The 21,569-nt window shown below is 64.9% G+C and carries 20 protein-coding genes; 6 read left to right on the top strand and 14 right to left on the bottom strand.

The window, feature by feature from the left end:
• The 12 genes from ilvD to pncA form a co-directional block, all read right to left on the bottom strand.
• The gene (gene ilvD / locus AC0L2F_RS16370; RefSeq protein WP_063996328.1) at window positions 1-1,851 is read right to left on the bottom strand and encodes a dihydroxy-acid dehydratase; all 1,851 of its coding nucleotides are present in this window, start codon (window positions 1,849-1,851) and stop codon (window positions 1-3) included.
• 256 nt (window positions 1,852-2,107) lie between these two features.
• Entirely contained in the window at window positions 2,108-2,968 is an 861-nt protein-coding gene (locus tag AC0L2F_RS16365; RefSeq protein ID WP_473249035.1) for an ABC transporter permease, read from the bottom strand.
• Window positions 2,965-3,894, bottom strand: coding sequence for an ABC transporter permease (locus AC0L2F_RS16360; RefSeq protein WP_473249034.1), 930 nt, complete (start codon window positions 3,892-3,894; stop codon window positions 2,965-2,967). The genes AC0L2F_RS16365 and AC0L2F_RS16360 overlap by 4 nt, the downstream gene beginning before the upstream one ends.
• Complete coding sequence (locus tag AC0L2F_RS16355) at window positions 3,894-4,886, bottom strand: ABC transporter ATP-binding protein (protein WP_473249033.1); 993 nt, start codon at window positions 4,884-4,886, stop codon at window positions 3,894-3,896. The genes AC0L2F_RS16360 and AC0L2F_RS16355 overlap by 1 nt, the downstream gene beginning before the upstream one ends.
• The gene (locus AC0L2F_RS16350; protein WP_473249032.1) at window positions 4,883-5,866 is read right to left on the bottom strand and encodes an ABC transporter ATP-binding protein; all 984 of its coding nucleotides are present in this window, start codon (window positions 5,864-5,866) and stop codon (window positions 4,883-4,885) included. The genes AC0L2F_RS16355 and AC0L2F_RS16350 overlap by 4 nt, the downstream gene beginning before the upstream one ends.
• Window positions 5,867-5,869: 3 nt before the next feature.
• Entirely contained in the window at window positions 5,870-7,507 is a 1,638-nt protein-coding gene (locus AC0L2F_RS16345; RefSeq protein WP_473249031.1) for an ABC transporter substrate-binding protein, read from the bottom strand.
• 29 nt (window positions 7,508-7,536) lie between these two features.
• On the bottom strand, window positions 7,537-8,352 hold the full coding sequence (locus AC0L2F_RS16340) for a sugar phosphate isomerase/epimerase family protein (RefSeq protein WP_007610437.1): 816 nt from the start codon (window positions 8,350-8,352) through the stop codon (window positions 7,537-7,539).
• 465 nt (window positions 8,353-8,817) lie between these two features.
• Window positions 8,818-10,080 carry a DUF1236 domain-containing protein gene (locus AC0L2F_RS16335; RefSeq protein ID WP_473249030.1) on the bottom strand — a complete coding sequence of 421 codons (1,263 nt, stop codon included), beginning with the start codon at window positions 10,078-10,080 and terminating at the stop codon, window positions 8,818-8,820.
• Between the two features lie 92 nt (window positions 10,081-10,172).
• Window positions 10,173-10,577 (bottom strand): GrlR family regulatory protein, encoded by a 405-nt coding sequence (locus AC0L2F_RS16330; protein WP_473249029.1) that lies wholly within the window; start codon window positions 10,575-10,577, stop codon window positions 10,173-10,175.
• Between the two features lie 14 nt (window positions 10,578-10,591).
• Window positions 10,592-12,625: an NAD(+) synthase gene (locus AC0L2F_RS16325; protein WP_473249028.1), complete on the bottom strand. Its 2,034-nt coding sequence runs from the start codon at window positions 12,623-12,625 to the stop codon at window positions 10,592-10,594.
• 141 nt (window positions 12,626-12,766) lie between these two features.
• Complete coding sequence (locus AC0L2F_RS16320; RefSeq protein WP_473249027.1) at window positions 12,767-13,882, bottom strand: alpha/beta fold hydrolase; 1,116 nt, start codon at window positions 13,880-13,882, stop codon at window positions 12,767-12,769.
• Window positions 13,883-13,898: 16 nt separating this feature from the next.
• On the bottom strand, window positions 13,899-14,537 hold the full coding sequence (pncA, locus tag AC0L2F_RS16315; RefSeq protein WP_473249026.1) for a bifunctional nicotinamidase/pyrazinamidase: 639 nt from the start codon (window positions 14,535-14,537) through the stop codon (window positions 13,899-13,901).
• Between the two features lie 254 nt (window positions 14,538-14,791).
• Between pncA and glk the strand changes: the two genes are divergently transcribed.
• The 3 genes from glk (at window position 14,792) to AC0L2F_RS16300 (ending at window position 16,408) form a co-directional block, all read left to right on the top strand.
• Window positions 14,792-15,763 (top strand): glucokinase, encoded by a 972-nt coding sequence (gene glk / locus AC0L2F_RS16310; protein WP_473249097.1) that lies wholly within the window; start codon window positions 14,792-14,794, stop codon window positions 15,761-15,763.
• A gap of 142 nt (window positions 15,764-15,905) precedes the next feature.
• Complete coding sequence (locus tag AC0L2F_RS16305) at window positions 15,906-16,109, top strand: hypothetical protein (protein WP_063996317.1); 204 nt, start codon at window positions 15,906-15,908, stop codon at window positions 16,107-16,109.
• Window positions 16,110-16,252: 143 nt separating this feature from the next.
• Window positions 16,253-16,408 (top strand): hypothetical protein, encoded by a 156-nt coding sequence (locus AC0L2F_RS16300; RefSeq protein ID WP_473249025.1) that lies wholly within the window; start codon window positions 16,253-16,255, stop codon window positions 16,406-16,408.
• A 61-nt stretch (window positions 16,409-16,469) separates the two neighbouring features.
• Here AC0L2F_RS16300 and AC0L2F_RS16295 read toward each other — a convergent pair whose 3' ends face one another.
• Entirely contained in the window at window positions 16,470-16,847 is a 378-nt protein-coding gene (locus AC0L2F_RS16295) for a response regulator (RefSeq protein WP_063996316.1), read from the bottom strand.
• 111 nt (window positions 16,848-16,958) lie between these two features.
• Window positions 16,959-17,747 (bottom strand): Spy/CpxP family protein refolding chaperone, encoded by a 789-nt coding sequence (locus AC0L2F_RS16290; RefSeq protein ID WP_473249024.1) that lies wholly within the window; start codon window positions 17,745-17,747, stop codon window positions 16,959-16,961.
• Between the two features lie 484 nt (window positions 17,748-18,231).
• Between AC0L2F_RS16290 and AC0L2F_RS16285 the strand changes: the two genes are divergently transcribed.
• From AC0L2F_RS16285 to AC0L2F_RS16275, 3 genes are all read left to right on the top strand, one after another.
• Window positions 18,232-19,572 carry an ABC transporter substrate-binding protein gene (locus tag AC0L2F_RS16285; protein WP_063996315.1) on the top strand — a complete coding sequence of 447 codons (1,341 nt, stop codon included), beginning with the start codon at window positions 18,232-18,234 and terminating at the stop codon, window positions 19,570-19,572.
• Between the two features lie 147 nt (window positions 19,573-19,719).
• Window positions 19,720-20,658: a carbohydrate ABC transporter permease gene (locus tag AC0L2F_RS16280; RefSeq protein WP_007590928.1), complete on the top strand. Its 939-nt coding sequence runs from the start codon at window positions 19,720-19,722 to the stop codon at window positions 20,656-20,658.
• The gene (locus AC0L2F_RS16275) at window positions 20,658-21,569 is read left to right on the top strand and encodes a carbohydrate ABC transporter permease (protein WP_018457902.1); all 912 of its coding nucleotides are present in this window, start codon (window positions 20,658-20,660) and stop codon (window positions 21,567-21,569) included. Before AC0L2F_RS16280 ends, AC0L2F_RS16275 begins: the two co-directional genes overlap by 1 nt.

Raw genomic sequence — 21,569 nt, 5'->3', positions numbered from 1 at the left:
CTAGCGCGAGCGCCGCTTCACCTCGCGCACCGCGCCGCGCGCGGCGCTGGTGGTGAGCGCAGCGTAGGCCTGAAGCGCGGTCGAGACATTGCGCTTGCGGCCGATCGCCTGCCAGGCGGCATCGCCCTTCGCCTCTTCCGCGGCGCGGCGCTTGGCCAGCTCCTCGTCGGAGACCTCCAGCGTGATGCTGCGGTTCGGGATGTCGATGGCGATGCGATCGCCGGTCCTGACCAGACCGATGTTGCCGCCTTCGGCCGCTTCGGGCGACAGATGGCCGATCGACAGGCCCGACGAGCCGCCCGAGAAGCGTCCGTCGGTGACGAGCGCGCAGGCTTTGCCGAGGCCCATCGATTTCAGATAGCTGGTCGGATACAGCATCTCCTGCATGCCGGGGCCGCCGCGCGGGCCTTCATAGATGATGACCACGACCTCGCCGGCGACGACCTTGCCGCCCAGAATGCCTTCGACCGCCGCGTCCTGGCTCTCGAACACGCGCGCGGGGCCGGAGAATTTCAGGATCGAGGCGTCGACGCCGGCGGTCTTCACGATGCAGCCGTCCTGCGCGAGATTGCCGTAGAGCACGGCGAGGCCGCCGTCCTTGCTGAAGGCGTGCGCGAGGTTGCGCACCACGCCCTTCTCGCGGTCGGCATCGAGCTCGTCGTAGCGACGCTCCTGGCTGAACGCGACCTGGGTCGGGATGCCGCCGGGCGAGGCACGGAAGAAGGTGCGGACAGACTCGCTCTTCGAGCGCTTGATGTCCCAGCGCTCCAGCGCGTCGTTCATGGTCGGCGCGTGCACGGTCGAGACCGACGTGTCGATCAGGCCGGCGCGGTCGAGCTCCCCCAGGATGCCCATGATGCCGCCGGCGCGATGCACGTCCTCGACATGGACGTCGGCGACTGATGGTGCGACCTTGCACAGCACGGGCACGCGGCGCGACAGCCGGTCGATATCCTGCATGGTGAACTCGACCTGGCCTTCATGGGCGGCCGCGAGCAGATGCAGCACGGTGTTGGTCGAGCCGCCCATCGCGATGTCGAGCGTCATCGCGTTCTCGAACGCCTTGAAGTTCGCGACATTGCGCGGCAGCACGCTAGTGTCGTCCTGCTCGTAGTGGCGGCGCACGATGTCGACGATGGTGTGGCCGGCCTCGACGAACAGGCGCTTGCGATCGGCGTGGGTTGCGACCACCGTGCCGTTGCCGGGGAGCGCAAGGCCAAGGGCTTCCGTGAGGCAGTTCATCGAATTGGCCGTGAACATGCCCGAGCACGAGCCGCAGGTCGGGCACGCCGAGCGCTCGATCACCTTGACGTCCTCGTCGCTGACCTTGGAGTCGGCGGCGGCGACCATGGCATCGATCAGGTCGACCGCCTTGGTCTTGCCCTGCAGCGTCACCTTGCCGGCCTCCATCGGTCCGCCCGAGACGAACACGGCGGGGATGTTGAGCCGCAGCGCCGCCATCAGCATGCCGGGGGTGATCTTGTCGCAATTGGAGATGCAGACCATGCCGTCGGCGCAATGGGCGTTGACCATGTACTCGACGCTGTCGGCGATCAATTCGCGCGACGGCAGGCTGTAGAGCATGCCGTCATGGCCCATGGCGATGCCGTCGTCGACCGCGATGGTGTTGAACTCTTTCGCCACGCCGCCCGCCTGCTCGATCTCGCGGGCGACCAGCTGGCCGAGGTCCTTCAGATGGACGTGACCGGGCACGAACTGGGTGAAGGAATTGACCACCGCGATGATCGGCTTGCCGAAATCGCCATCCTTCATGCCGGTCGCGCGCCAGAGGCCGCGGGCGCCCGCCATGTTGCGGCCGTGGGTGGTGGTGCGGGAGCGATAGGCTGGCATGGCGGTTTCCGTCCTCGGGTTTGGCTGGCCGGGCGCGGCAAATTTTCGAAGCCGCCTCAGGCGTTTCCGGCCGGATAGCGCACGGACTGGTCAGGCGCAACGGGAACTTGGGCCGGACAGGGCTCCCCTGCTCCCGGCGCGGGGACTTCGTAGCCCGGATGGAGCGCAGCGCAATCCGGGGCAAGTGCGCGCCGGCGGCCGGGACCGGCCCCGGATTACGCTTCGCTCCATCCAGGCTACAAGGGCGCCCTTGGCTCTATTGCAGCTCGGGATCGAGCCGGTCGCGCAGCCAGTCGCCGATGACGGAGACCGCCAGCGTGGTCACCACGATGGTGGTGGCCGGCGCCAGCATGATCCAGGGCGCCCGGGTCAGGTACTCGCGGCCGTAGCCGACCATGTTGCCGAGGCTGGTCATCGGCGGCTGCACGCCGAGGCCGAGAAACGACAGGCCCGACTCCATCAGGATCACCTCGGGAAAGACCAGCGTAGTCGAGACGATCAGGGTCGAGGCGATGTTGGGCAGGATATGCCGGAGGTAAATCCGCGCCGGCGTCGCGCCGAGCTGGCGGACCGCCGCCGCATAGCCTTGCGCATTGGCCGAGATGGCAAGGCCCCGCGCGATCCGGGCGTAACGCTCCCAGCCGAAAAATCCCATCAGGCCGATCAGGAGCGGCAGCGAATTGCCGAAGAAGGCGAGCACCGCGAGCGCCAGGATCAGGAAGGGCATGCTGGCCTGGAAGTCGGACAGCATCAGCACGAGCTGCTCGACGGGCCCGCGGAAATGCGCGGCGAGGAAGCCGAGGGTGGTGCCGACGATGGCCGAGATGGCCGTCGCGCCGAAGGCGATCAGGAGTGAGATGCGGATCGACACGAGCAGCCGCGACAGCACGTCGCGGCCGAGCTCGTCGGTGCCGAGCCAGTGCGCGACATTGCCGGGTGCAGCGAGACGGTTGCGCAGGTCGAGTTGGGTATAGCCGTAGGGGGCGATCTTCTCGGCGAAGGCCGCGATCACCAGCATCGCGACGATCCAGCCGATCGCGATGGCGACCGAGACCGGGATCGCCGGGAGGCTCATGCGGCGGCGGACGCCTGCGTCCTTCAGCGTGGTGTCCGTCATGCATGCGCTCCTTTGGCACGCAGCCGCGGGTCGAGGAAGCCGTAGAGGAAGTCGACGATCAGGTTGGAGGTGACCATGGTCATCGCCACCAGCAACAGGATGCACTGCACGACGGCGAGGTCGCGGTTGGCGACGGCGACGACGAGCAGGCGCCCTACCCCCGGCCACGAAAACACGCTCTCGACCACGACCGCGCCCGCGATCAGCGTGCCCACCATGAAGCCCAGAATGGTGACGGTCGGAATCGCCGCGTTGGGCAGCGCATGCGACGTCACGACTCTTCGCCACGGCACGCCCTTCGCCGAGGCGGTGCGGATGTAGGGCTGGCCCAGCACCTCCAGCATGGCGCTGCGGGTGAAGCGCGCCAGCACCGCGGCACCGCCAAAGCTGAGTGTCACGATCGGCAGGATGGCGTGACGCCAGCTGTCCTGCCCGCCCGAGGGCAGCCATCCGAGCTGGACGGCGAAGACGAGCACGAGCAGTAGCGCCAGCACGAAACTCGGCACGGTGAAGCCGGCGACCGCCGTCATCATCACCGCGCGGTCGATTCCCGAGCCGCGGTGCAGCGCCGCGTAAATGCCGGCGGGAATGCCGAGCGCGACCTTGAATGCGAAGGCCGGCAGCGTCAGCGCCAGCGTTGCCGGAATCCGCTCCAGCACAAGCTCGATCGCAGGCCGCCCGTCACGCATGGAACGGCCGAGCTCGCCTTTGGCGATCGCGCTAAAATAGTCGAGATACTGAAACCAGATTGGATCATCGAGACCCCACGCCTTGCGGAAGGCGGCGAGGACTTCCGGCGGCGCTTCCGGTCCCAAAATCATCAGCGCGGGATCGCCCGAGAGACGCAGCACCACGAAGGCGAAGGTGACGACGAGCACGATCGTCAACGCCGCGCGTCCGATGCGAAGGGCGAAATAGCGTCCCATCAGGCCGCGTCCCGCGTCTCGACTTGCGGCCCGGTCACGAGGTGGCAGGCAACCTGCCTGTTGCCACCGACGTTCGACAGCGCTGGCACGTCGCTGGCACAACGCGCGATCGCGCGCGGGCAGCGCGGATGGAAGGCGCAGCCCTGGGGACGCGCCGCCGGGTTCGGCGGGTCGCCCGCCAGCACAATGCGGCCTGCGCTGCGGCGGCCCGGCGCGGGCGATGCCGAGACCAGTGCTTGCGTGTAAGGGTGCTCCGGCCGCGCGAACAGATCATCGGCGCTGCCGATCTCGACGATGCGGCCGAGATACATCACGGCTACCACATTGCTGATCTGCCGGACGACCCGCAAATCGTGGCTGATGAAGAGCAAGGTCAGCGCAAGCTGCGCCTGGAGATCGGCGAGCAGATTCACCACCTGCGCCTGGATCGAGACGTCGAGCGCGCTGACCGGCTCGTCACAGACCAGGAAATCCGGCTTAGTCGCCAGCGCCCGCGCCAGCACGATGCGCTGGCGCTGTCCGCCGGAGAGCGCACCCGGATAGCGCGCACCATGTGCGGGTGTCAGTTCGACGGCGCGCAGCAATTCGCGGACACGCTCCTCGCGCTCGGTGGGCGTACCGAGGCCGTGAATGTCCAGAGGCTCGCGGATTTGGGCTGCGACCGGCAACCGCCGGTCCAGCGCCCCCAGCGGATCCTGAAAGATCATCTGCATGTGCGCGCGCTGCGCACGCCATGCAGGCGTTCCGGGCGTGGCCATCGGCTTGCCGTCGAACCGCACCTCGCCATGGTCCGGCCGCTCGAGGCCGAGCACGATGCGGCCGGTGGTCGATTTTCCCGAGCCGGACTCGCCGACGAGGCCCAGCGTCTCGCCCTTGCGGATCGTCAGCGACACGCCATCGACCGCATGCACGGCGGCACTTCGGCCGAACATCCCGGAGCGCATGCTATAACTACGCGAAATTGACGACACGTCGACGAGGGGACCGTTCATTCGGCAGCGACCCCGAGCAGCGCGCGACGCGAAGCCTCGGCGCGGACGCAGGCGACGGCGCGATCCTCCGCGATCGGCGCAAGGGTTGGGGCCACACGTCCGCACGGCGCCTCTGCGAGCGCACAACGCGGCGCGAAGGCGCATCCGTCAGGCATCCTCGCGGGATCGGGGACCGTTCCGGGAATGGCGGTCAGGCGGCGCCTCGGCCCGTCGAGCGGCGGCAACGCGCCGATCAGGCCCTGCGCATAGGGATGGACGGGATCGGCGAAGAGCTGGTTCGCCGGCGCTTCCTCGACAATGCGGCCAGCATACATCACGGCGACGCGGTCGCAGTTTTCCGCGACCACGCCGAGATCGTGGCTGATCAGGACCATCGCCATGCTCATCTCGCGGCGGATGGTCGAGAGCAGTTCCAGAATCTGCGCCTGAATCGTGGCGTCGAGTGCCGTCGTCGGTTCATCTGCGATCAGCAGGTCGGGATTTCCGGCGAGCGCCATCGCGATCATGATGCGCTGGACCTGGCCACCGGAAAATTCGTGCGGATAGGCTTCGAGCCTGCGCGCCGCGTCGGGAATTCCGACGAGATCGAGCAGCCGCCGCGCTTCCGCTTTCACCGCGCCGCCCGAGAGATCGCGATGCAGCGCCAGGGACTCGCAGAGCTGCCTGCGGATGGTCAGCACGGGATTGAGTGCGCTCGCGGGATCCTGGAAGATCATGGCGGCGCGCCCGCCCCTGATACGGTCGAGCTCGGCGGCGGGCGCACCGAGGATCTCGCGACCGTCGAGACGAACGGAGCCCGAGACGCGGGCATTCCGCGGCAAGAGGCCGAGGGCCGCAAGCCACGTCACCGACTTGCCCGATCCGGACTCGCCGACGAGGCCAAGGGCCTCGCCCTTGTGCAAGGCGAGATCGACACCGCGCAGGACTGGCACGCCGTGGAAGGCGACGCTGAGGTCCTTGATGCTGATCAGCGGCGACACCGATCAGGCCTCGAAATTGCCGGCGCGGAAATCCATCGCGAAGGCGGGCGACGCCTTCCACTTGATCGACTTCGGCTTGGCCGTGAAGGTCGCGTTCTGGTGCAGCACCGTATAGGCCGGGTCTTCGCGCTCGGCGATCTCCAGCATGCGACGGAACGCCTTCTTGCGGGCAGCCCGGTCGATCGAGGTTTCCAGGAACTCCGACAGCGTGTTCAGCTCGGCATTGGTCCACTCGCCGATCTGCTGCTGCTGGCCGTTGGGGCCATGCTGGGCAACCAGCGACGACACCGGATCGTTGAAGGCGGCCGAGTTCGACCAGTCGCGTACCGCGCGCGTCGGCGCGCGCTCCATGATCTGCGACCAGTTCTCCTTGGTCTCGATCTGGACGTTGAGGCCGACCGACTTCCACATCTCGACCAGCACCTGCGCGGTCGCGACCTGGTTGGTGTAGTAATTGTTGAGCAGCCGATAGGGAATGGGGTCGCCCTTGTAGTTGGCCTGCTTCAGCAGGTCCTGCGCCAGCTTGGGATCGTAGGCCGGCACGTTCCAGTCGGCATTGAACATGTCGCCGTAGAACTCCCACTGCAGGCCCTTCGGGACGCGGGTGCGCCCGGCCCACAGGCTGTCGACGATCGCCTGGCGGTCGATCGCATGGGTGAAGGCGCGCCTTACAAGCGGATTGGCGAGTTGGGCGTGGTTCTTGTCGAACACGGTCAGGCGGTGATTGAGGATGGTGCCGCCCTGCACTTCAAAGGCCGCGTTCTTCTCGATGCCCGCGATCTGGTCCGGCGGGATGTCGCAGGCGAACTGATACTCGCCCGAGAGCAGCCCGTTGATGCGGCTCGCGACCTCGGGCACTTCGAGGAAGCGGATGCGCTTGAGCGGTGGACGGCCGCCCCAATATTCGTCGTGGGCTTCCAGCGTCAGCCACACGTCGGGCTTGAGTTCGACGACCTTGTAGGGACCGGTGGTAACAGGCTTGCGCGCCCAGTCGAGATAGCTCGCGGATTCAGCCCAGGCGCGGCGGTTCGCGATATCTGAGCCGTAGCGCGACAGCCGACCCTCGATCGTGACGTCGGGCGTCGCGTTGTAGAAGCGCACCGTGTACTTGTCGACGGCATCGACGCGCACGAGGTCCGGCCAGATCCGGCGCGCGACCGCGGGCACGTCCGGCGGCAGCTCCTTGCCCGGCCGCGGCGTCGGGATCTTCTCAAAAGCCTGGATGGTGCTGCGGCTCTTGGCCTCGCTCTCACCGAACATGCGCTCGCGGCTGAACGTGAAGACGACGTCCTCGGACGTCAGTTCGTCGCCATTGTGGAATTTGACGCCTTGGCGCAGCTTCACCTCGACAGTCTGGTCGTCGATGCGGCGCCATTCGGTGGCAAGCCCCGGCACCGCCTCAAGGCTGCCGCGCCAGTTCTTGGAGATCAGGCCTTCCCAGATCGAGGAGAAGAACACGCGCTCGCCGACATTGGACTGCTCACGCAGCACGTCGAGCACGTTCGAATTCGTCACCTTCTGCACGGCAATCGTCACCGAAGGACGGTTGTCGGCCTGCGCGATGGCAAAACGCGGCAGCAGCAGCGTGCTTGCGGCAGCGCCGCCGGATTTCAGAACGGTGCGACGGGTAAGCTTGCTCATGATGGGAACCCCTGCCCTGGATGATGCGGTTATTCGGCGAGACCAAGCGCGGCGAGATGGGCTGCGCCGGCGCGGACGTCGTCGTGATTGCGAAGTTCGAGGATCAGCCGGGGGTTGGAATTCAGCCGGCCCAGCGCGCGGAACACTGCGACCCACGGGATATTGCCTTCGCCCGGGGCCCAGTGCCGGTCGGCAAAACCGTCGGTGTCCTGCAGGTGGACGTGCGTCAGCATGTCGCCGGCAGTCTCGACATAGTAGTCGACCGGCGGCGCGCCGGTGGAGATGTGCGCGTAGTTGGCGTGGCCGGTGTCGAGGGAGACGCGCACCTTGCTGCTTTCGAGCGCCTTGGCGAGACGCACGCGATCGCGCGGATCCTTGTCCTCGATGTTCTCGATGACGATCTCGCAGCCGATGGTTTCGGCGCGCACGATCACCTCGGCCAGTGTCGCCTTGACGCGTTCGACGAGATTGCCGCGATTATCCGGATAGAGGTCGAGGTTGTTGTGGTCCCAGGTCGTGAACGGCGAATGGATCACCATCTGCGTCGCGCCGAGAAACTCGGCGGCTTCGAGGCCCTGAAGCAGGCGTTTCGTCACGACTTGGCGGATCATCGGGTCGTGGCTCCCGATCGCGAAGCCCCAGAACGGTCCGTGGATGCCGAGCCGGCCGGTGTGACCTGAGAGCATCTGCTTGATTTCGCTAGCAGCACTTCGCCAGTCGCCGTCGAGCAGATCCGCGCGAAAGAAATCCTGAATCTCGAGATCGCGCTGCCGTTCCAGGAGCCAGTCGCGGTGCGCGGGGATCGATTTGATGGACAACGCGGCGCCCAGTACCGGCTTTGACATGGCTTGCTCCTTTGACCGTCAGCGATCACGGGAGCAGCGCTAGACCAGTTCAATGACAGGCCGGTGAAATGCAGGTTCCGCAGCGATGAGGAGGTGTGGACATCCCCGCGGTCGCGTGCATCGAATTCAGGCACAGCGAGTGCGGCGCGTGCAGACGCATGCATCCGCGCGCGGATCAAGCGCGTTCGAGTCCGTAGTGATCCGGAATGGAATCCTATTTCGATGTCGCGTACATCGCGGGACATCGATCGGCGGCCTTCCAAGGGCATCACCCTCTGATCGCGCACCACGGGGTTGGGGGACCACATGGGGCGGGGGGATCAAAGGCTGGGGCAAGGTTACGAGGTCCGGACTCCTAGGCACTCCGGACCTCGGGACTTTCTAGATTGAACGTGATTTCGCGCCGCCGGCTTGATCAGCCGTGCGGCGCGAAGTCGTTTTAGCGTCGTTATGCCGACACGGGCGCTAGCGCGTCTGCGGCTCGATCGTCACCGTGCAGTCGCCCTGCCCTTGCGTCGCGACCACGATGTTGCCCGCGGGAGCACCGAGGGCGATTGGCGCGGACGAGCCGCCGCCGGGCATCTGGACAGTCACGCTCAGGGAATCGCTTCGCGCGGTCGAGCCTACGGTCGAGGGTTCTGCCTGGGCCACATTGCCCGAGGCGTCACGCCGCATGATCTGGCAGTTCACATTGCTGCCGCCGGCGGCCGCCACGCTCGATGAGGTGCCGCCGCTCATCTGGGCGCGGGCTCGTGAGGGATCGCGAGGCACCTGGCTGACGATGCGATGCGTCCGCGGCTCCACAATGACGACGTCGTCACCGGTCGTGAAGTATTCATAGTCTCGATATTCGGGCTCGATCGAGACGATCTCGGGCGGAAGCCTGTGGAGGCGCACGCGTGAGGGAATGGTCTCGCCGACACGGATCGAGATGTTCAGATTGCGCTCCGGCTCCGCCAGGTGAGCACGGCTCACCGTTTCGGAGATCCGCACCTGCTTCTCGGACGAGACCTGCGTCTGCTGATTGGTTTGCGAGTTGGTCTGGGTCGTCTGGTTGGCTTGATTGGTCTGCGTGCCCGAATTGGCAGGCGCGGTCTGCGCATTGTTGGTCGGCGCCGTGCGGTTCGTGTCGGTCGCGGTGGCCGGCCGGTTGTGCTGTTGGGCGGACGGCTGCTGCTCAGCCGCGTTGCGCGGCGGCTGCGTCTGGTTGCGCTCGTTCTGGTTGGCCGCAGCTCCCGTGCGCTCGTTCTGCTGGCTAGACGTACCGGATTTGGACTTCTCGGACTCCGCTGTTGATTTCTGCGGCGCGGACTTGTCCTGCTTCGTCTCGGCGCTGCTCTTGCTGTCGCGTCCGGGTTTCGTGCTTTCCGCGTTGCGATCGCGCGAAGGCTCGCGGGAGGGCTCGCGGGAGTCTTGGGCCTGATCCTTCGACTTCGGCTGGTTGCGCTCTGCAGAACCGGCCGGCTGGCGCTTATCGTCACTCGCCTCCTGCTTGGCAGCGCCGCCCTTCTCCTCGCGGCCGGCGCCCTGCAATCGCTCCTGGGCGCCCTGCGCGCGCTCTTGAACACGTTCCTGGGCGCCGCCGCCGCGTTGCGTCGCAGCGCCTTTCGCCGGCTCCTCGGTCCGTCTCGGCTCGTCCCTCCGCTCACCGGGCGCTTGGGCGTAGGCGATGCCCGAAGCAAGCATCAGTCCGATAGCTGCGGTCGATAACATCAAGTGCTTGCGCATGGTCCCTCTCCTCGGAAATTCGCAACAACCGACGCGAACGTTCTGTGGGTGCGAAGGTTCCTGATCAGGAACGAGGGACGATCACGCGGGTGTCACATCTCAGGCGGGTCTCGCATCGAGTCCTTCAGCGTGAGCCGCGCCGTGAATGTCACGCTGGTCTTGCCAACCAGCGCCATGCCTTCGACCTCGGCGCCGTCGGCGGAGTAGTCGCCCGAAAAGCCGCAGGTCACTTCCCTGCCGCCGAACGCGAGTGGCTTGCCGACGGCCTCGGTGTGCTGATTGACGGTCATGTCGCCGCGCCATTTCCCGTTCCGGAAGGTGTAGCTGCCGGTGTAGTAGAAATAGCTGTCGCCGCCCATGATGCGGCCCTCGCAGAGCACGACGACGCCTTTGGCCTGGCCACGCTTGCCGTCGCGCATCTCAATCTCAAAGATGTAGAGGCCGTTGAGGACCTTCTGTGGGTTGCCGCCCTGCTCGGGCCCATCGCCGGCCGACATCGCTCATCTCCCGTTCAAACCGGCACATTCCGCTCGAGATCTTCAAGCCACGCCGCTGCGCTCGAATCCGACGGCGCGCGCCAGTCGCCGCGCGGCGACAACGAGCCGCCGGCCGAAACCTTGGGTCCGTTCGGCATCGCCGAGCGCTTGAACTGGCTGAATGCGAAGAAGCGGCGCAGGAACACCTCCAGCCAGCGGCGGATCTCCTTGAGATCGTATGCCTTGCGCTTATCGGTCGGAAATGCCGGCGGCCATTCGCCGTGGGCCACGTCCTTCCACGCCTGCAGCGCCATGAAGGCGATCTTGGACGGCCGCATGCCGAACCGCAGTGTGTAGAACAGGTTGAAATCCTGGAGCTCGTAGGGACCGACGGAAGCTTCCGTGCTCTGCGGCTTCTCGCCCGGCTCGGCAGGAACCAGCTCGGGCGAGATTTCAGCAACCAGGATCAGACCAAGCGTCCGGTTGACGTCGTCGCCGAACTGCTTCGAGGCAATCACCCAGCGGATCAGATGCTGGATCAGCGTCTTCGGGACCCCGGCGTTGACGTTGTAGTGCGCCATCTGGTCGCCGACGCCATAGGTGCACCAACCCAGCGCGAGCTCGGAGAGATCGCCGGTGCCGATCACGATGCCGCCTTGATGGTTGGCGAGCCGAAACAGATAGTCGGTGCGCAGGCCCGCCTGCACGTTCTCGAAGGTGACGTCGTAGACCTTCTCGCCTTTGCCGAAGGGATGGCCGATGTCCTTCAGCATCTGCGTCGCCGTGGTGCGAATGTCGAGCTCCTGCCAACTCGTCTGCAACGCCTTCATCAGCGCCAGCGCATTGGTCTTGCTCTCGCTGCCGGTCGCAAAGCCCGGCATGGTGTAGGCGAGAATGTTCTCACGCGGCAGGCCGAGCAAATCGACCGCCTTGGCGGCGACGATCAAAGCGTGGGTGGAATCGAGCCCGCCCGAGACGCCGATGACGACGCGCCTGGTGCCGGTCGCGCGCATGCGCTGAACGAGGCCCGCGACCTGAATGTTGTAGGCCTCATAACAGTCCTGCTCGAGCAGGCTCTCGTCGCTCGGCACGAACGGAAAGCGCTCGACCTTGCGCAGGAAGCCGATATCGGCCGTCGGCGGCTTCAGGGCGAAGCCGACTTTCCGAAAGAAGGCTTCGCGCTGCCGGCGGTTGTCGTCGAAGGTTCCCATCAGCGCGCGTTCCTGCCTGAGCAGGTCGAGATCGACGTCGGCCAGCGTGATCTGGCCGCCCTGCCGAAACCGCTCACCCTCGGCCAATAGGACGCCGTTCTCGTAGATCGAGGTCTGGCCGTCCCAGGCAAGATCGGTGGTCGATTCCCCTGCCCCGGCTGCTGAATAGACGTAGGCCGCAAGGCAGCGCGCCGAAGTCGATTGGCACAACAGCGCGCGCGAGCGGGCGCGGCCGATCGTGATCGGGCTGCCCGAGAGATTGATCAGCACGCTCGCGCCCGCGAGCGCGAGCTCGGAGGCCGGCGTGACCGGGATCCACATGTCCTCGCAGATCTCGACGCCGATGGTCAGGCCCGGTACGTCCTCGGCCGCGAACAGGAGGTCGACGCCGAACGGGGCGTGCAGCCCGCCAAAGGCGACCATCTCTCCGACGATGCCGGCGCCGGAGGCGAAATGCCGTCCTTCGTAGAATTCGCGATAGGTCGGCAGGTAGCTCTTGGGCACGACGCCGAGGACTTTGCCGCGATGGATCACGACCGCGCAATTGTAGATGCGGTTGCCGAAGCGCAGCGGCGCGCCGACGATCAGGACGGTCATCAGCGCCGAGGATGCCTCGACGATGGCCACAAGCCCGCGCTCGACCGCATCGAGCAGCGGGTCCTGCTTTACGAGATCTTCGATCGCATAGCCGGACAGGCAGAGCTCGGGAAACACGGCAACCGCCGCCGACTGCGCGTGGCAGTCCTTCGCCGCCGCCAGAACCGCTTTCGCATTGGCCGTGGGATCGGCCACATGAGAAGTGGTAACGCAGGCTGCCACGCGCGCAAATCCGTGGGCATAGATCGAGTGGAAACTCATCGAGCACAGTCCCTTTGTCTCGTCGCGACCGGCCTCCGCCAGTTCTGGACTCCATTTAACCCATCGACATGGCCCCGTGCAGGCCATTCGACGGCATGCATAACGGATTTGCAGCTTCGCCGCCCGGCCCTTGGGGTCGTCTCAGGCTCTGCGCACCAGCATGCCGGGCAGATCGTCGCGCAGCCACTCGGCGATCCGGGGCCAGGCATGGGTGTGGGTCCGCGCGCCCATGAACAGGCCAAGATGGTTGCTAGGCTGGGAGGCCGCCGCAATGAAGGCCGGTCGTGTGCCGAGCAAGCCGGCGGTGGCGAGCGCCTGCGCAGCCGGCACGACGTCGTCATCGAGCCCGGCCAGCAGGAAGACCGGCGCCTTGACGTCCTTCAGATCAATCACGCGGCCGAGTACCGTGAATTCGCCGCGCGCGATCCGGTTCTCCCGGAAAATCCAATTGACGATCTCGAGATAATAGGTGCCGGGCAGATTAAGAGGCTCGGCGTTCCAGCGCTCGAAGCGTGCCAGCAACGCCGCGCCTTCCTCCCCGGAGAGGTCGCTTTGCAGCGCCGTCACGATGTCGTCGCGGCTCGGCGCCTTCGACCAGACACGCAGCATCTCGTCGCCGCTGACATTGCCGCCGCCCCGCGCGACGAGTTGGTCATAGACCATCTCCGGCGCGTTGCGGGCGAGGTGCGACAGCCTGGACTCGATCGAGAGGTCGACGGGCGCGCCTGCCAGCACCAGCCGCCGCACCTTGGCGGGAAAGCGCGCCGCATAGAGCAGCGACAGCCAGCCGCCCTGGCACAGGCCGACGAGATCGACCGGCGCGCCGATCTCGTCGATGGCGACGTTGAGATCGCCGAGATAGCTGTCGATCGAGAGATAGCGCATGTCGGGTGCGGCCGAGCGCCAGTCGGTAAGATAGACCCGGTCGATGCCGCCATTTTGCAGAGACTGCACCACGCTGTGGCCGGGGGCGAAGTCGGCGATCAGGGCCCGATGCAGCGCATAGGGCGCGCAGACCAGTGCCGGCTGACCGGCCCCCGTCCGCGCGCAATTGCGCAGGCGCATGGTCGCAAGCTCCAGCGCGACGGAGTTGGGCGTGGTCCACGGCAGGCTGCTGTCGGCCTGCTCCGGCGAACCGCGCTCGAGCCATCCGAAGCAGGCGTCCATGGCCAGCCGAGCAGCAGCGAACGGCCACAGCAGCGGGTCATCCGGGACCGGGCCCGGTGCGCGCAGCTGTTTACCGGTCTTCTCCGCCATGGCTATTTTACGGTCTTCACAGGAAGGCCTCGAAGCTGACGAGCGAAATACCGCGCTCCCGAAAACTCTGATGGGTCGCGGCCACCGAGCCGTCGAGATCGATGCCGCGGCAGGCGTCCTCGATGACGGCGACCTCGAACCCCGCCTTGCGGGCATCCTCCGCCGAAAAGCGGACGCAGTAGTCGAACGCGAGGCCGGCGACGAAGACGGTGTTCAACTCGCGTTCGCGCAAAAATCCGAGCAGGCCGGTCGGCGTTTTCTTATCGTTCTCGCACAGCGCCGAATAGGAATCGATGCCGCGCCGAAACCCTTTCCGCACCACCAGGCTTGCGCGGGCGGTGTCGAGATCGCGATGAAATTCAGCGCCCGCCGTGCCCTGGACGCAATGGCTCGGCCACAGCACCTGGACGCCGTAGTCGAGCACGATGGTCTCGAACGGCTGTTTGCCCGCATGGTTCGGCGCAAAGGAGACATGATCGCGGGGATGCCAGTCCTGGGTCAGCACCACATTGGCGAATTTTTGGGCGATCCGATTGATGGCGGGGACGACCTTCTCGCCGCCCGGCACCGCGAGCGCCCCGCCCGTGCAAAAATCGTTCTGCACGTCGATGACCAGCAGCACGTCGCGGTCGGAAATCTTCATCGCATGGTCCATTCCAGGCCATCCCGCGCGACCGGCGCCGAAGGCACGTCTCCAGTGTCGATCTTCCCGCGCTGCTTCGCAACCACCCGCAGGTGCGGCCATCTGCGCGAATGCACCCCGTCGGCCCCGGGATGCAACGGTTTGGGCTGATGCGTGTTGACTAGATCCCGCCGGGGGCGGATTCTGAAAGCCGTTCGCATTTTGCGATCGGATAGAGCGGAGGAAGCGGTTCCCGCAGCCCGAAAGGCCGCGGCAGCCATATGGACATGACCATCGGCAAGACAGGACAGATTCTTCTCGCCGATATCGGCGGCACCAATGCGCGCTTCGCGCTCAGTCAGGGCGATCAGACCGGACCGATCGACTACGTCAAAGTGGCGGACTTCCCGACCGTCCGCGAAGCCATTGCCGATGTTCTCGCACGTCGCTCCGACGGCAAACCTCCCTCAAGGGTCGTGCTGGCCGTCGCGGGGCCGGTGACCAACAACCGCTGCGTCATGACCAACAGCCCCTGGGTCATCGACGGCAACGAGCTTCAGCCGGCCCTCGGCTTTGACAGCGTCCATGTTCTCAACGATTTCGAGGTGGTGGCCTGGTCCCTGCCCGCCCTGCAGCCCGCCGACCTGATCCCGCTCGGCGGACAGCAGGGTCTTCCCGGAGAGCCGTTGCTGGTCGTCGGACCCGGAACCGGCTTTGGCGTTTCCTGCCTGGTCGAGCGCCACGGCTCACGGCTGGCCGTCGTCACCGAGGCGGGCCACGCGACCCTGCCGGCAGAGGACGAGCGCGAGGAACGCGTGATCGCGTGCATGCGCCGACGCCTCGGCCATGTCTCCATCGAGCGTGGCGCGTTGTCCGGTTCCGGCCTGCAAAGCCTCTACGAGGCGCTGGCCGAGGTGGAAGGCGCTCAGGTGCCGCATCGCGATGCTGCCGCCATCACGAAGGCGGCCCTGGAAGGCAGTTGCGAGCTCAGCCGCAAAACGCTGGAGATGTTTTGCGCCATTCTCGGCTCGGTCGCGGGCAACCTCGCGGTGACCTTCGGCGCACGCGGCGGCGTCTATATCGCCGGCGGAATCGTGCCGCGCTTTCCCGACTTCCTTGCAGCCTCCGCATTCCGGGCGCGCTTCGAAGCCAAGGGACGCTTCCAGGACTATCTCCGCGAAATCCCGACCAGACTGGTCACGAAACCCGATGCGAGTTTTGTTGGCCTGACGATGTTCGCCGAGCACAACCAGCCTTAACGGCGCGCGCCTCCGCCCGCGGGTTCCAGTCATGCACAGCTGATTGCACAGGACGCGCGTTCGGCGCGGGATCGTGCTTGCGCGCACGTCCCGGATGAGAAACAATCTTGGCTTGTGTGTGGCGTAGTTGCGGGGGCGTGACATGCGTAAGCAGGATTTGGGTTTCGACTATCACCGCTATCACCGCCTTCTGCTCGAGGCGGACGACGAGGGCAAGCGGCTGGCGCTGATCGAGCTCTTGATCGAGGAAAAGGCGCGTGACCGGCTTGCCGCCCAGCGCGCTTCGGACCGCGCCGCCATGACAGCCCACACTATCGCTACCGTGCTGAAGAACGGGCGCCAGTGAAACGAATGATTGCGCTACGGTGCCGGAAAACGCGGCATCAATTGCCATTTCGTTAACGATCCCTCGAAAGCTCGCGTCAAACTTTTTGCTCTAGAAGTTCCCTCACCTGATCCAATTCAGGGGCAACAAAGGGGGGAATGAACATGAGCATGATTTCGATCGCCGCGATGCCGGCCACCATCGAAAGGCGTTTGGCTGATTCTTCGTTCAAGACCATCTTGCTGTTTTGCTGCACGGGCCTGGTCGCCTCGTTCGGCCTGATGGCGCACGGCATCGATCTCGGCGCCGGCCTGATGTGAGACGCGACGCATTCCGTCGCGAAATGGCCGCCCCTGACGGGCGGCCATTTTGTTCTTGGTTTCAGTGCGGCGTCTTCGCTGCCGCTTCCGGAAACATCGAATCGATCATCGCCTTTAGCTGATCGATCGAAATCGGCTTGCGCAGGATCGGCCGGCGCCTGAGCAAGGACGGCAGCAGCTCCGGACCGTAGCCCGTGGCGAACAAAAACGGCTTGCCGCGACGCTCGATCAAATCGGCGACCGGATCGACGTAGAGGCCCTTGAGATTGATGTCGAGGATCGCAAGATCGTACTGCGCGGTCATGGCGAAAGCGCTGGCGTCCCGAACATTATCCGCTTCCGCGGCGACGTGGTGGCCGAGTTCCTCCACCATGTCCGTCATCATCATCCGGATCAACGTCTCGTCTTCGACCAGGAAAACGGAGAGTCCGTCCGCCATATCAACCCCGCAATCAGCTTCCGAAGCTAATCATAACCGAATCGCGAAGAGGATTCACGAATTCGTGGCGGGCGCCGTTAATTCAGACGCGCCCGATCCGATTCAACTTGATCAATCCAGTCCTCGTTCGTGGCTGAGCCGCACCATCTCCTGTACGAACACCTGCTTCTGCTTGTCATCGAGGCTCGAATAGAGGGGCTCGGCGGCGTCGGCGACATTGCGCTGATCGGCAGCGCGGTCGATGAGGAATTGGGCTTCGTTGCGCATCTGCTCGACGATGTCGTCGGGAGGATCCCGCTTGGCGCGCGCAACCCGCAGGTTGAGCCGCTCGGCACCGTTATGCCCGAGGTAGTGCATGGCGCTCGAGAAGCCGTACCAGTGCTTCTCCTGCTCGGGCGTGAGGTTCAGTTCGGCCTTGATCCGCTCGATATAGGAGTCGCTGTTGGTGACGATCTGGTCGGCGGTCAATTGCGGCGCGCCGGTCTGGGTCAGGACCGTGACATCCTTGTCCTGCGGCGCGTTCTTCGCCTCCTTGCTCGCCTTGGCGCCCTTGCCCGGCTTGGCGCTCTTGGCATCCTTGTCCTTGCCGGCGCCCTGCTTGGCGTCCTTGGCCGCATCCTTGCTGGCGTCCTTGCTCGCATCTTTGGCTGCAGGCGCCTGATTGCCATTATTGCCAACGCCGAGCACGCCGGTGAAGACACCGACCACACCGCCGATGGCGCCGCCGAGCACGCCACCGACCGGACCTGCCGCCTTGTTCCCGGCCGCCGCTCCTTCCTGAACCCCTTTGACCAGGCCTTGAGCGTTCGCCGCGGCTGCGCCGAGCAGCAACACGAAAACGGATCCCAGCGCGAACCATCGTCGCAGGTTAGGCCGCGCGGGCGGCGCCGGGTTGATCATTCTGGTCTCCATCTCGATCTGATTAGGCTGTTGGGGGTGAGAACCACTTGCCAGTTGCAACTCTATCGTTTTCACCGCTTCGAGGTCTAGCCAAGGGCAATTGCTATCCACGCCCGAAAAGTCTTTGCCGCGAGGTGCTTATGCAGGCTCCTTGGAAAGTGCGGCGTAATTGCGCACATGTCGGCCTGGCGCGCCAGCGCCGAGTGTGCGTCGCAAAACAACCCGCCGTGGTTCATGGCCCGCGCATAATGTCGAGGGCGCTGCCGCGTTCCCGGACACAACGTTAGTTCTAGGCGCAAGCCGTTCGGTTTTCTCGACAGACGCAATCAATCATGATCTGATCGCGCTACCAATTTGCCTTCGAAGCCGACGGCATCAACAAGAAACGTCGAACAAGAAACTTTGGAAAAGAAAATCAAAAGTAGAACTCGGAAGAGTTCAGAGGAAACGCCAGAACAATAAAACACCCAAGCGAGGAAACGAGATGTCACGCAAGACACTGACGCGACGTCAATTTGTGGCTGCCACTGCACTGTCCTCCGCGGCGCTGATCACGGCGCCCTATGTCCGAGGCGCTTACGCCGCCGGCAAGCTCTCGATCGGCTTCTGGGACCACTGGGTGCCCGGCGCCAACGATGCCTCCACCGCGCTCGTCAAGGAATGGGGCGAGAAGGAGAAGGTCGAGGTCTCGATCGACTACATCACCAGCAACAACAAGAAGATCGAGCTGACGGCAGCGGCCGAGGCCCAGGCCAAGTCCGGTCACGACATTCTCCAGATGCCGAGCTGGTGGCCGCACGCCTATTCCGAGAATCTCGAACCGCTCAACGACGTCATGGAGCCGCTCATCAAGCAGAACGGCGAGGTGAACGACACCGTCAAATATCTCGGGCGGTCGGGCGGCAAATGGCTCGCAGTTCCCGCGACGCCGGGAAGCCAGATCAAGGGCCCCTGCTCCCGCATAGATCTGATGAAGAAGCACGCCGGCATCGACGTGCAGGAGATGTATCCAATCGGCGCTCCGCCGAAGGCGGACAACTGGACCATGGAGACGTTCCTGAAGGCGGCCGAGGCCTGCCACAAGGCCGGCTTCCCCTTCGGCATCGGTCTCGGCGAGACCACCGACAGCGTCGACACCGCCGGCGCGATCTTCCAGTCGTTCGGCGCCGAGCTCGTCAACGCCAAGGGCGATATCACCGTCAAGACCGACGCAGTGCGGCAGGCACTCGAATTCTACAAGAAGCTGATCGCCGTCCTGCCCACGGATGCACCGTCCTGGGACGATGCCTCCAACAACAAATGGCTGATCTCGGGCCGCGGGGCGATGATCCTGAATCCGCCGAGTGCCTGGGCGGTCGCCAAGCGCGACGCACCGCAAGTCGCCGAACAGTGCTGGACGCACGGCTTCCCGTCCGGTCCGAAGGGACGTTTTGCGCCCTTCCTGCCGTACTTCTGGGGCGTCTGGGCCTTTGGCAAGAACAAGGAAGCGGCCAAGAGCTTGCTCGTTCACCTGTCCTCGCCAGCGGCGATCGAGAAGTTCGTCGCGGCGAGCGGCGGGTACGATCTCCCGGCCTACGCGAACATGACGAAGTTCAAGACCTGGGCCGAGGAAGGGCCGCCGAAGGGCACGCTCTTCCACTATCCGGATCCCTACAAGCAGCAGACGATGTCGATCGCCGCGTCTCCGGCGCCGCCGAAGATCGCCCAGCAGATCTACTTCCAGGCGACGCTGACCAAGATGGCGCTGCGCTTTGCGCAAGGAGAGAAGTTGGAAACCGCGCTCGCCTGGGCCGAGGGCGAGTGCGAAGGCTTCATGCGGACCTGAGCCGGGTACGTGCCATGGCGGTTCACGCTTCGCGCGTGAGCCGCCGAGGCACCCTCGCTCGATCCGCTTGCCGAATGAAGCCGACGGCTGCGCCGGCTTCGCCGTTCCAGATGTCCTGCTACGTGTCCTGCAAAAGAGGCTAACGTCATGGCCGATGTCGTCGTTGAGCAAGGCCGTCCCGCTCGAGCCGCAAGCCCGCGCAAACGGGCGAGCCTGCGCAACGCAATGGGAAGGAAATCGACCGTCGCGTTCTTCCTGACGCTGCCGCTGATCCTCCTGATTGCCCTGCTCGTGCTCTATCCCGCCTTCTATTCGGTCTACCTGGCAACGCTGAACAAGGCGATGACGAAGTTCGTCGGCCTCAGCAACTTCACCTTCCTGTTCAAGCGCGAAACGTTCTGGATGGTGGTGAGACAGTCCTGCATTTTTGCGATTACCGCCGTGGTCTTCAAGGCGCTGATCGGCTTCATCGTCGCGCATTTCGTCCACAACATTCCCGGCAAGAAGCAACGTAAATGGCGCGGCATGCTGCTGGTGCCCTGGGTGATCCCGCCGGCGATGAGCACGCTGGCATGGCTGTGGCTGTTCGACCCGTCCTACAGCGCCTTCAACTATACCCTCTCGTTCTTCGGCATCGGTCCCATCCCCTGGCTCGGCGACACCTTCTGGGCGCGTTTCTCCGTCATCCTCGTCAACGTCTGGTACGGCGCGCCGTTCTTCCTGATCATGTACCTGGCCGCGCTGAAATCCGTACCCGACCAGCTCTACGAAGCCGCAGCGATCGACGGCGCCAATTGGTGGCAGAAGATCTGGCACATCACCCTGCCGATGATGCGCAACATCATCGCCATCACCACGTTGTTCTCGCTGATCGTCACTTTCGCCAATTTCGACATCGTGCGCATCCTCACCTCCGGCGGTCCGCTCGACCGGACGCATCTGTTCGCCACCTGGGCGTTCCAGGTCGGCATCCAGAGCAGCGACATTCCGCTCGGCGCCTGCGTCTCGCTGTTCATGGTGCCGATCCTCGCCGTCGCAGCGGTCTTCATCCTGCGCGATGTCAACAAACGTGGGAACGAAGCCTGATGAGCACGCTCGCAATCGACAAGGCCGGACCGACACGCAAGGTCAAGCTTCGAAGCATGAGCCGCGACCGCACCTGGGCGCTGCGCTGGTCCTACTTTTTCCTGGTGCTGTTTGCGATCTTCTTCCTGATCCCGCCAATCTACATGCTGATCACCTCGCTCAAGAGCAGCGCGGAGATCTCGGCCGCCACCAATCCGTGGTGGGTATTTCATCCGACCCTGTCGAACTATGTCGAGCTACTGACCTCGAACCAATTCCTGCGGTTCTTCTGGAATTCGTCGATGATCTCGATCGTGGTCGTGATCGTGACGATGCTGATCAGCATTCCGGCGGCGTTTGCTTTAGCGCGGATGAAGTTCTGGGGCTCGGCGACGCTCGCGACCGGCGTCTTTCTCACCTATCTGATCCCGGACAGCCTCCTGTTCATTCCCTTGTTCAAGATGCTCGCGGTGGTCCAGGACGTCACCGGCATCACTCTTCTGAACCGTTGGTACGTGCTGGTGTTCATCTATCCGACGCTGACCGTGCCGTTCTGCACCTGGATCATGATCGGTTATTTCGCCTCGATCCCGAAGGAGCTGGACGAGGCTGCTCTCATCGACGGCGCCTCCTGGCTCCAGACCCTGACGCGGATTTTCATCCCCGTCGCCCTGCCCGGCCTGATCGCGGCGACCATCTTCGCCTTCACCGTGTCCTGGGCGCAGTTCCTCTATCCCCTGGTGTTCACGACATCCATCGACCAGCTCGTGCTGCCGGTCGGCATCACCACTACGCTGATCAAGGGTGACGTCTTCAACTGGGGGCAGATCATGACCGGCGCGCTGCTTGGCGCAGCCCCGCCGCTGGTCATCTACGCCTTCCTGATGGACTATTACATTGCCGGCCTGACCGCCGGCGCGACAAAGGGTTGA

Source organism: Bradyrhizobium sp. Ken64 (genome assembly GCF_055807555.1).
This window is presented reverse-complemented; position numbering and strand designations above follow the sequence as displayed.

Excerpts from the sequence above, each read along its gene's own strand:
- AC0L2F_RS16325 (WP_473249028.1), bottom strand. The coding sequence starts at position 12,625 with ATGAGTTTCCACTCGATCTATGCCCACGGATTTGCGCGCGTGGCAGCC.
- AC0L2F_RS16340 (WP_007610437.1), bottom strand. The coding sequence starts at position 8,352 with ATGTCAAAGCCGGTACTGGGCGCCGCGTTGTCCATCAAATCGATCCCC.
- AC0L2F_RS16280 (WP_007590928.1), top strand. The coding sequence starts at position 19,720 with ATGGCCGATGTCGTCGTTGAGCAAGGCCGTCCCGCTCGAGCCGCAAGC.
- AC0L2F_RS16345 (WP_473249031.1), bottom strand. The coding sequence starts at position 7,507 with ATGAGCAAGCTTACCCGTCGCACCGTTCTGAAATCCGGCGGCGCTGCC.
- pncA (WP_473249026.1), bottom strand. The coding sequence starts at position 14,537 with ATGGACCATGCGATGAAGATTTCCGACCGCGACGTGCTGCTGGTCATC.
- AC0L2F_RS16305 (WP_063996317.1), top strand. The coding sequence starts at position 15,906 with ATGCGTAAGCAGGATTTGGGTTTCGACTATCACCGCTATCACCGCCTT.
- AC0L2F_RS16360 (WP_473249034.1), bottom strand. The coding sequence starts at position 3,894 with ATGGGACGCTATTTCGCCCTTCGCATCGGACGCGCGGCGTTGACGATC.
- AC0L2F_RS16320 (WP_473249027.1), bottom strand. The coding sequence starts at position 13,882 with ATGGCGGAGAAGACCGGTAAACAGCTGCGCGCACCGGGCCCGGTCCCG.
- AC0L2F_RS16365 (WP_473249035.1), bottom strand. The coding sequence starts at position 2,968 with ATGACGGACACCACGCTGAAGGACGCAGGCGTCCGCCGCCGCATGAGC.
- AC0L2F_RS16290 (WP_473249024.1), bottom strand. The coding sequence starts at position 17,747 with ATGATCAACCCGGCGCCGCCCGCGCGGCCTAACCTGCGACGATGGTTC.
- AC0L2F_RS16330 (WP_473249029.1), bottom strand. The coding sequence starts at position 10,577 with ATGTCGGCCGGCGATGGGCCCGAGCAGGGCGGCAACCCACAGAAGGTC.
- AC0L2F_RS16300 (WP_473249025.1), top strand. The coding sequence starts at position 16,253 with ATGAGCATGATTTCGATCGCCGCGATGCCGGCCACCATCGAAAGGCGT.
- AC0L2F_RS16335 (WP_473249030.1), bottom strand. The coding sequence starts at position 10,080 with ATGCGCAAGCACTTGATGTTATCGACCGCAGCTATCGGACTGATGCTT.
- AC0L2F_RS16355 (WP_473249033.1), bottom strand. The coding sequence starts at position 4,886 with ATGAACGGTCCCCTCGTCGACGTGTCGTCAATTTCGCGTAGTTATAGC.
- glk (WP_473249097.1), top strand. The coding sequence starts at position 14,792 with ATGACCATCGGCAAGACAGGACAGATTCTTCTCGCCGATATCGGCGGC.
- ilvD (WP_063996328.1), bottom strand. The coding sequence starts at position 1,851 with ATGCCAGCCTATCGCTCCCGCACCACCACCCACGGCCGCAACATGGCG.
- AC0L2F_RS16285 (WP_063996315.1), top strand. The coding sequence starts at position 18,232 with ATGTCACGCAAGACACTGACGCGACGTCAATTTGTGGCTGCCACTGCA.
- AC0L2F_RS16275 (WP_018457902.1), top strand. The coding sequence starts at position 20,658 with ATGAGCACGCTCGCAATCGACAAGGCCGGACCGACACGCAAGGTCAAG.
- AC0L2F_RS16295 (WP_063996316.1), bottom strand. The coding sequence starts at position 16,847 with ATGGCGGACGGACTCTCCGTTTTCCTGGTCGAAGACGAGACGTTGATC.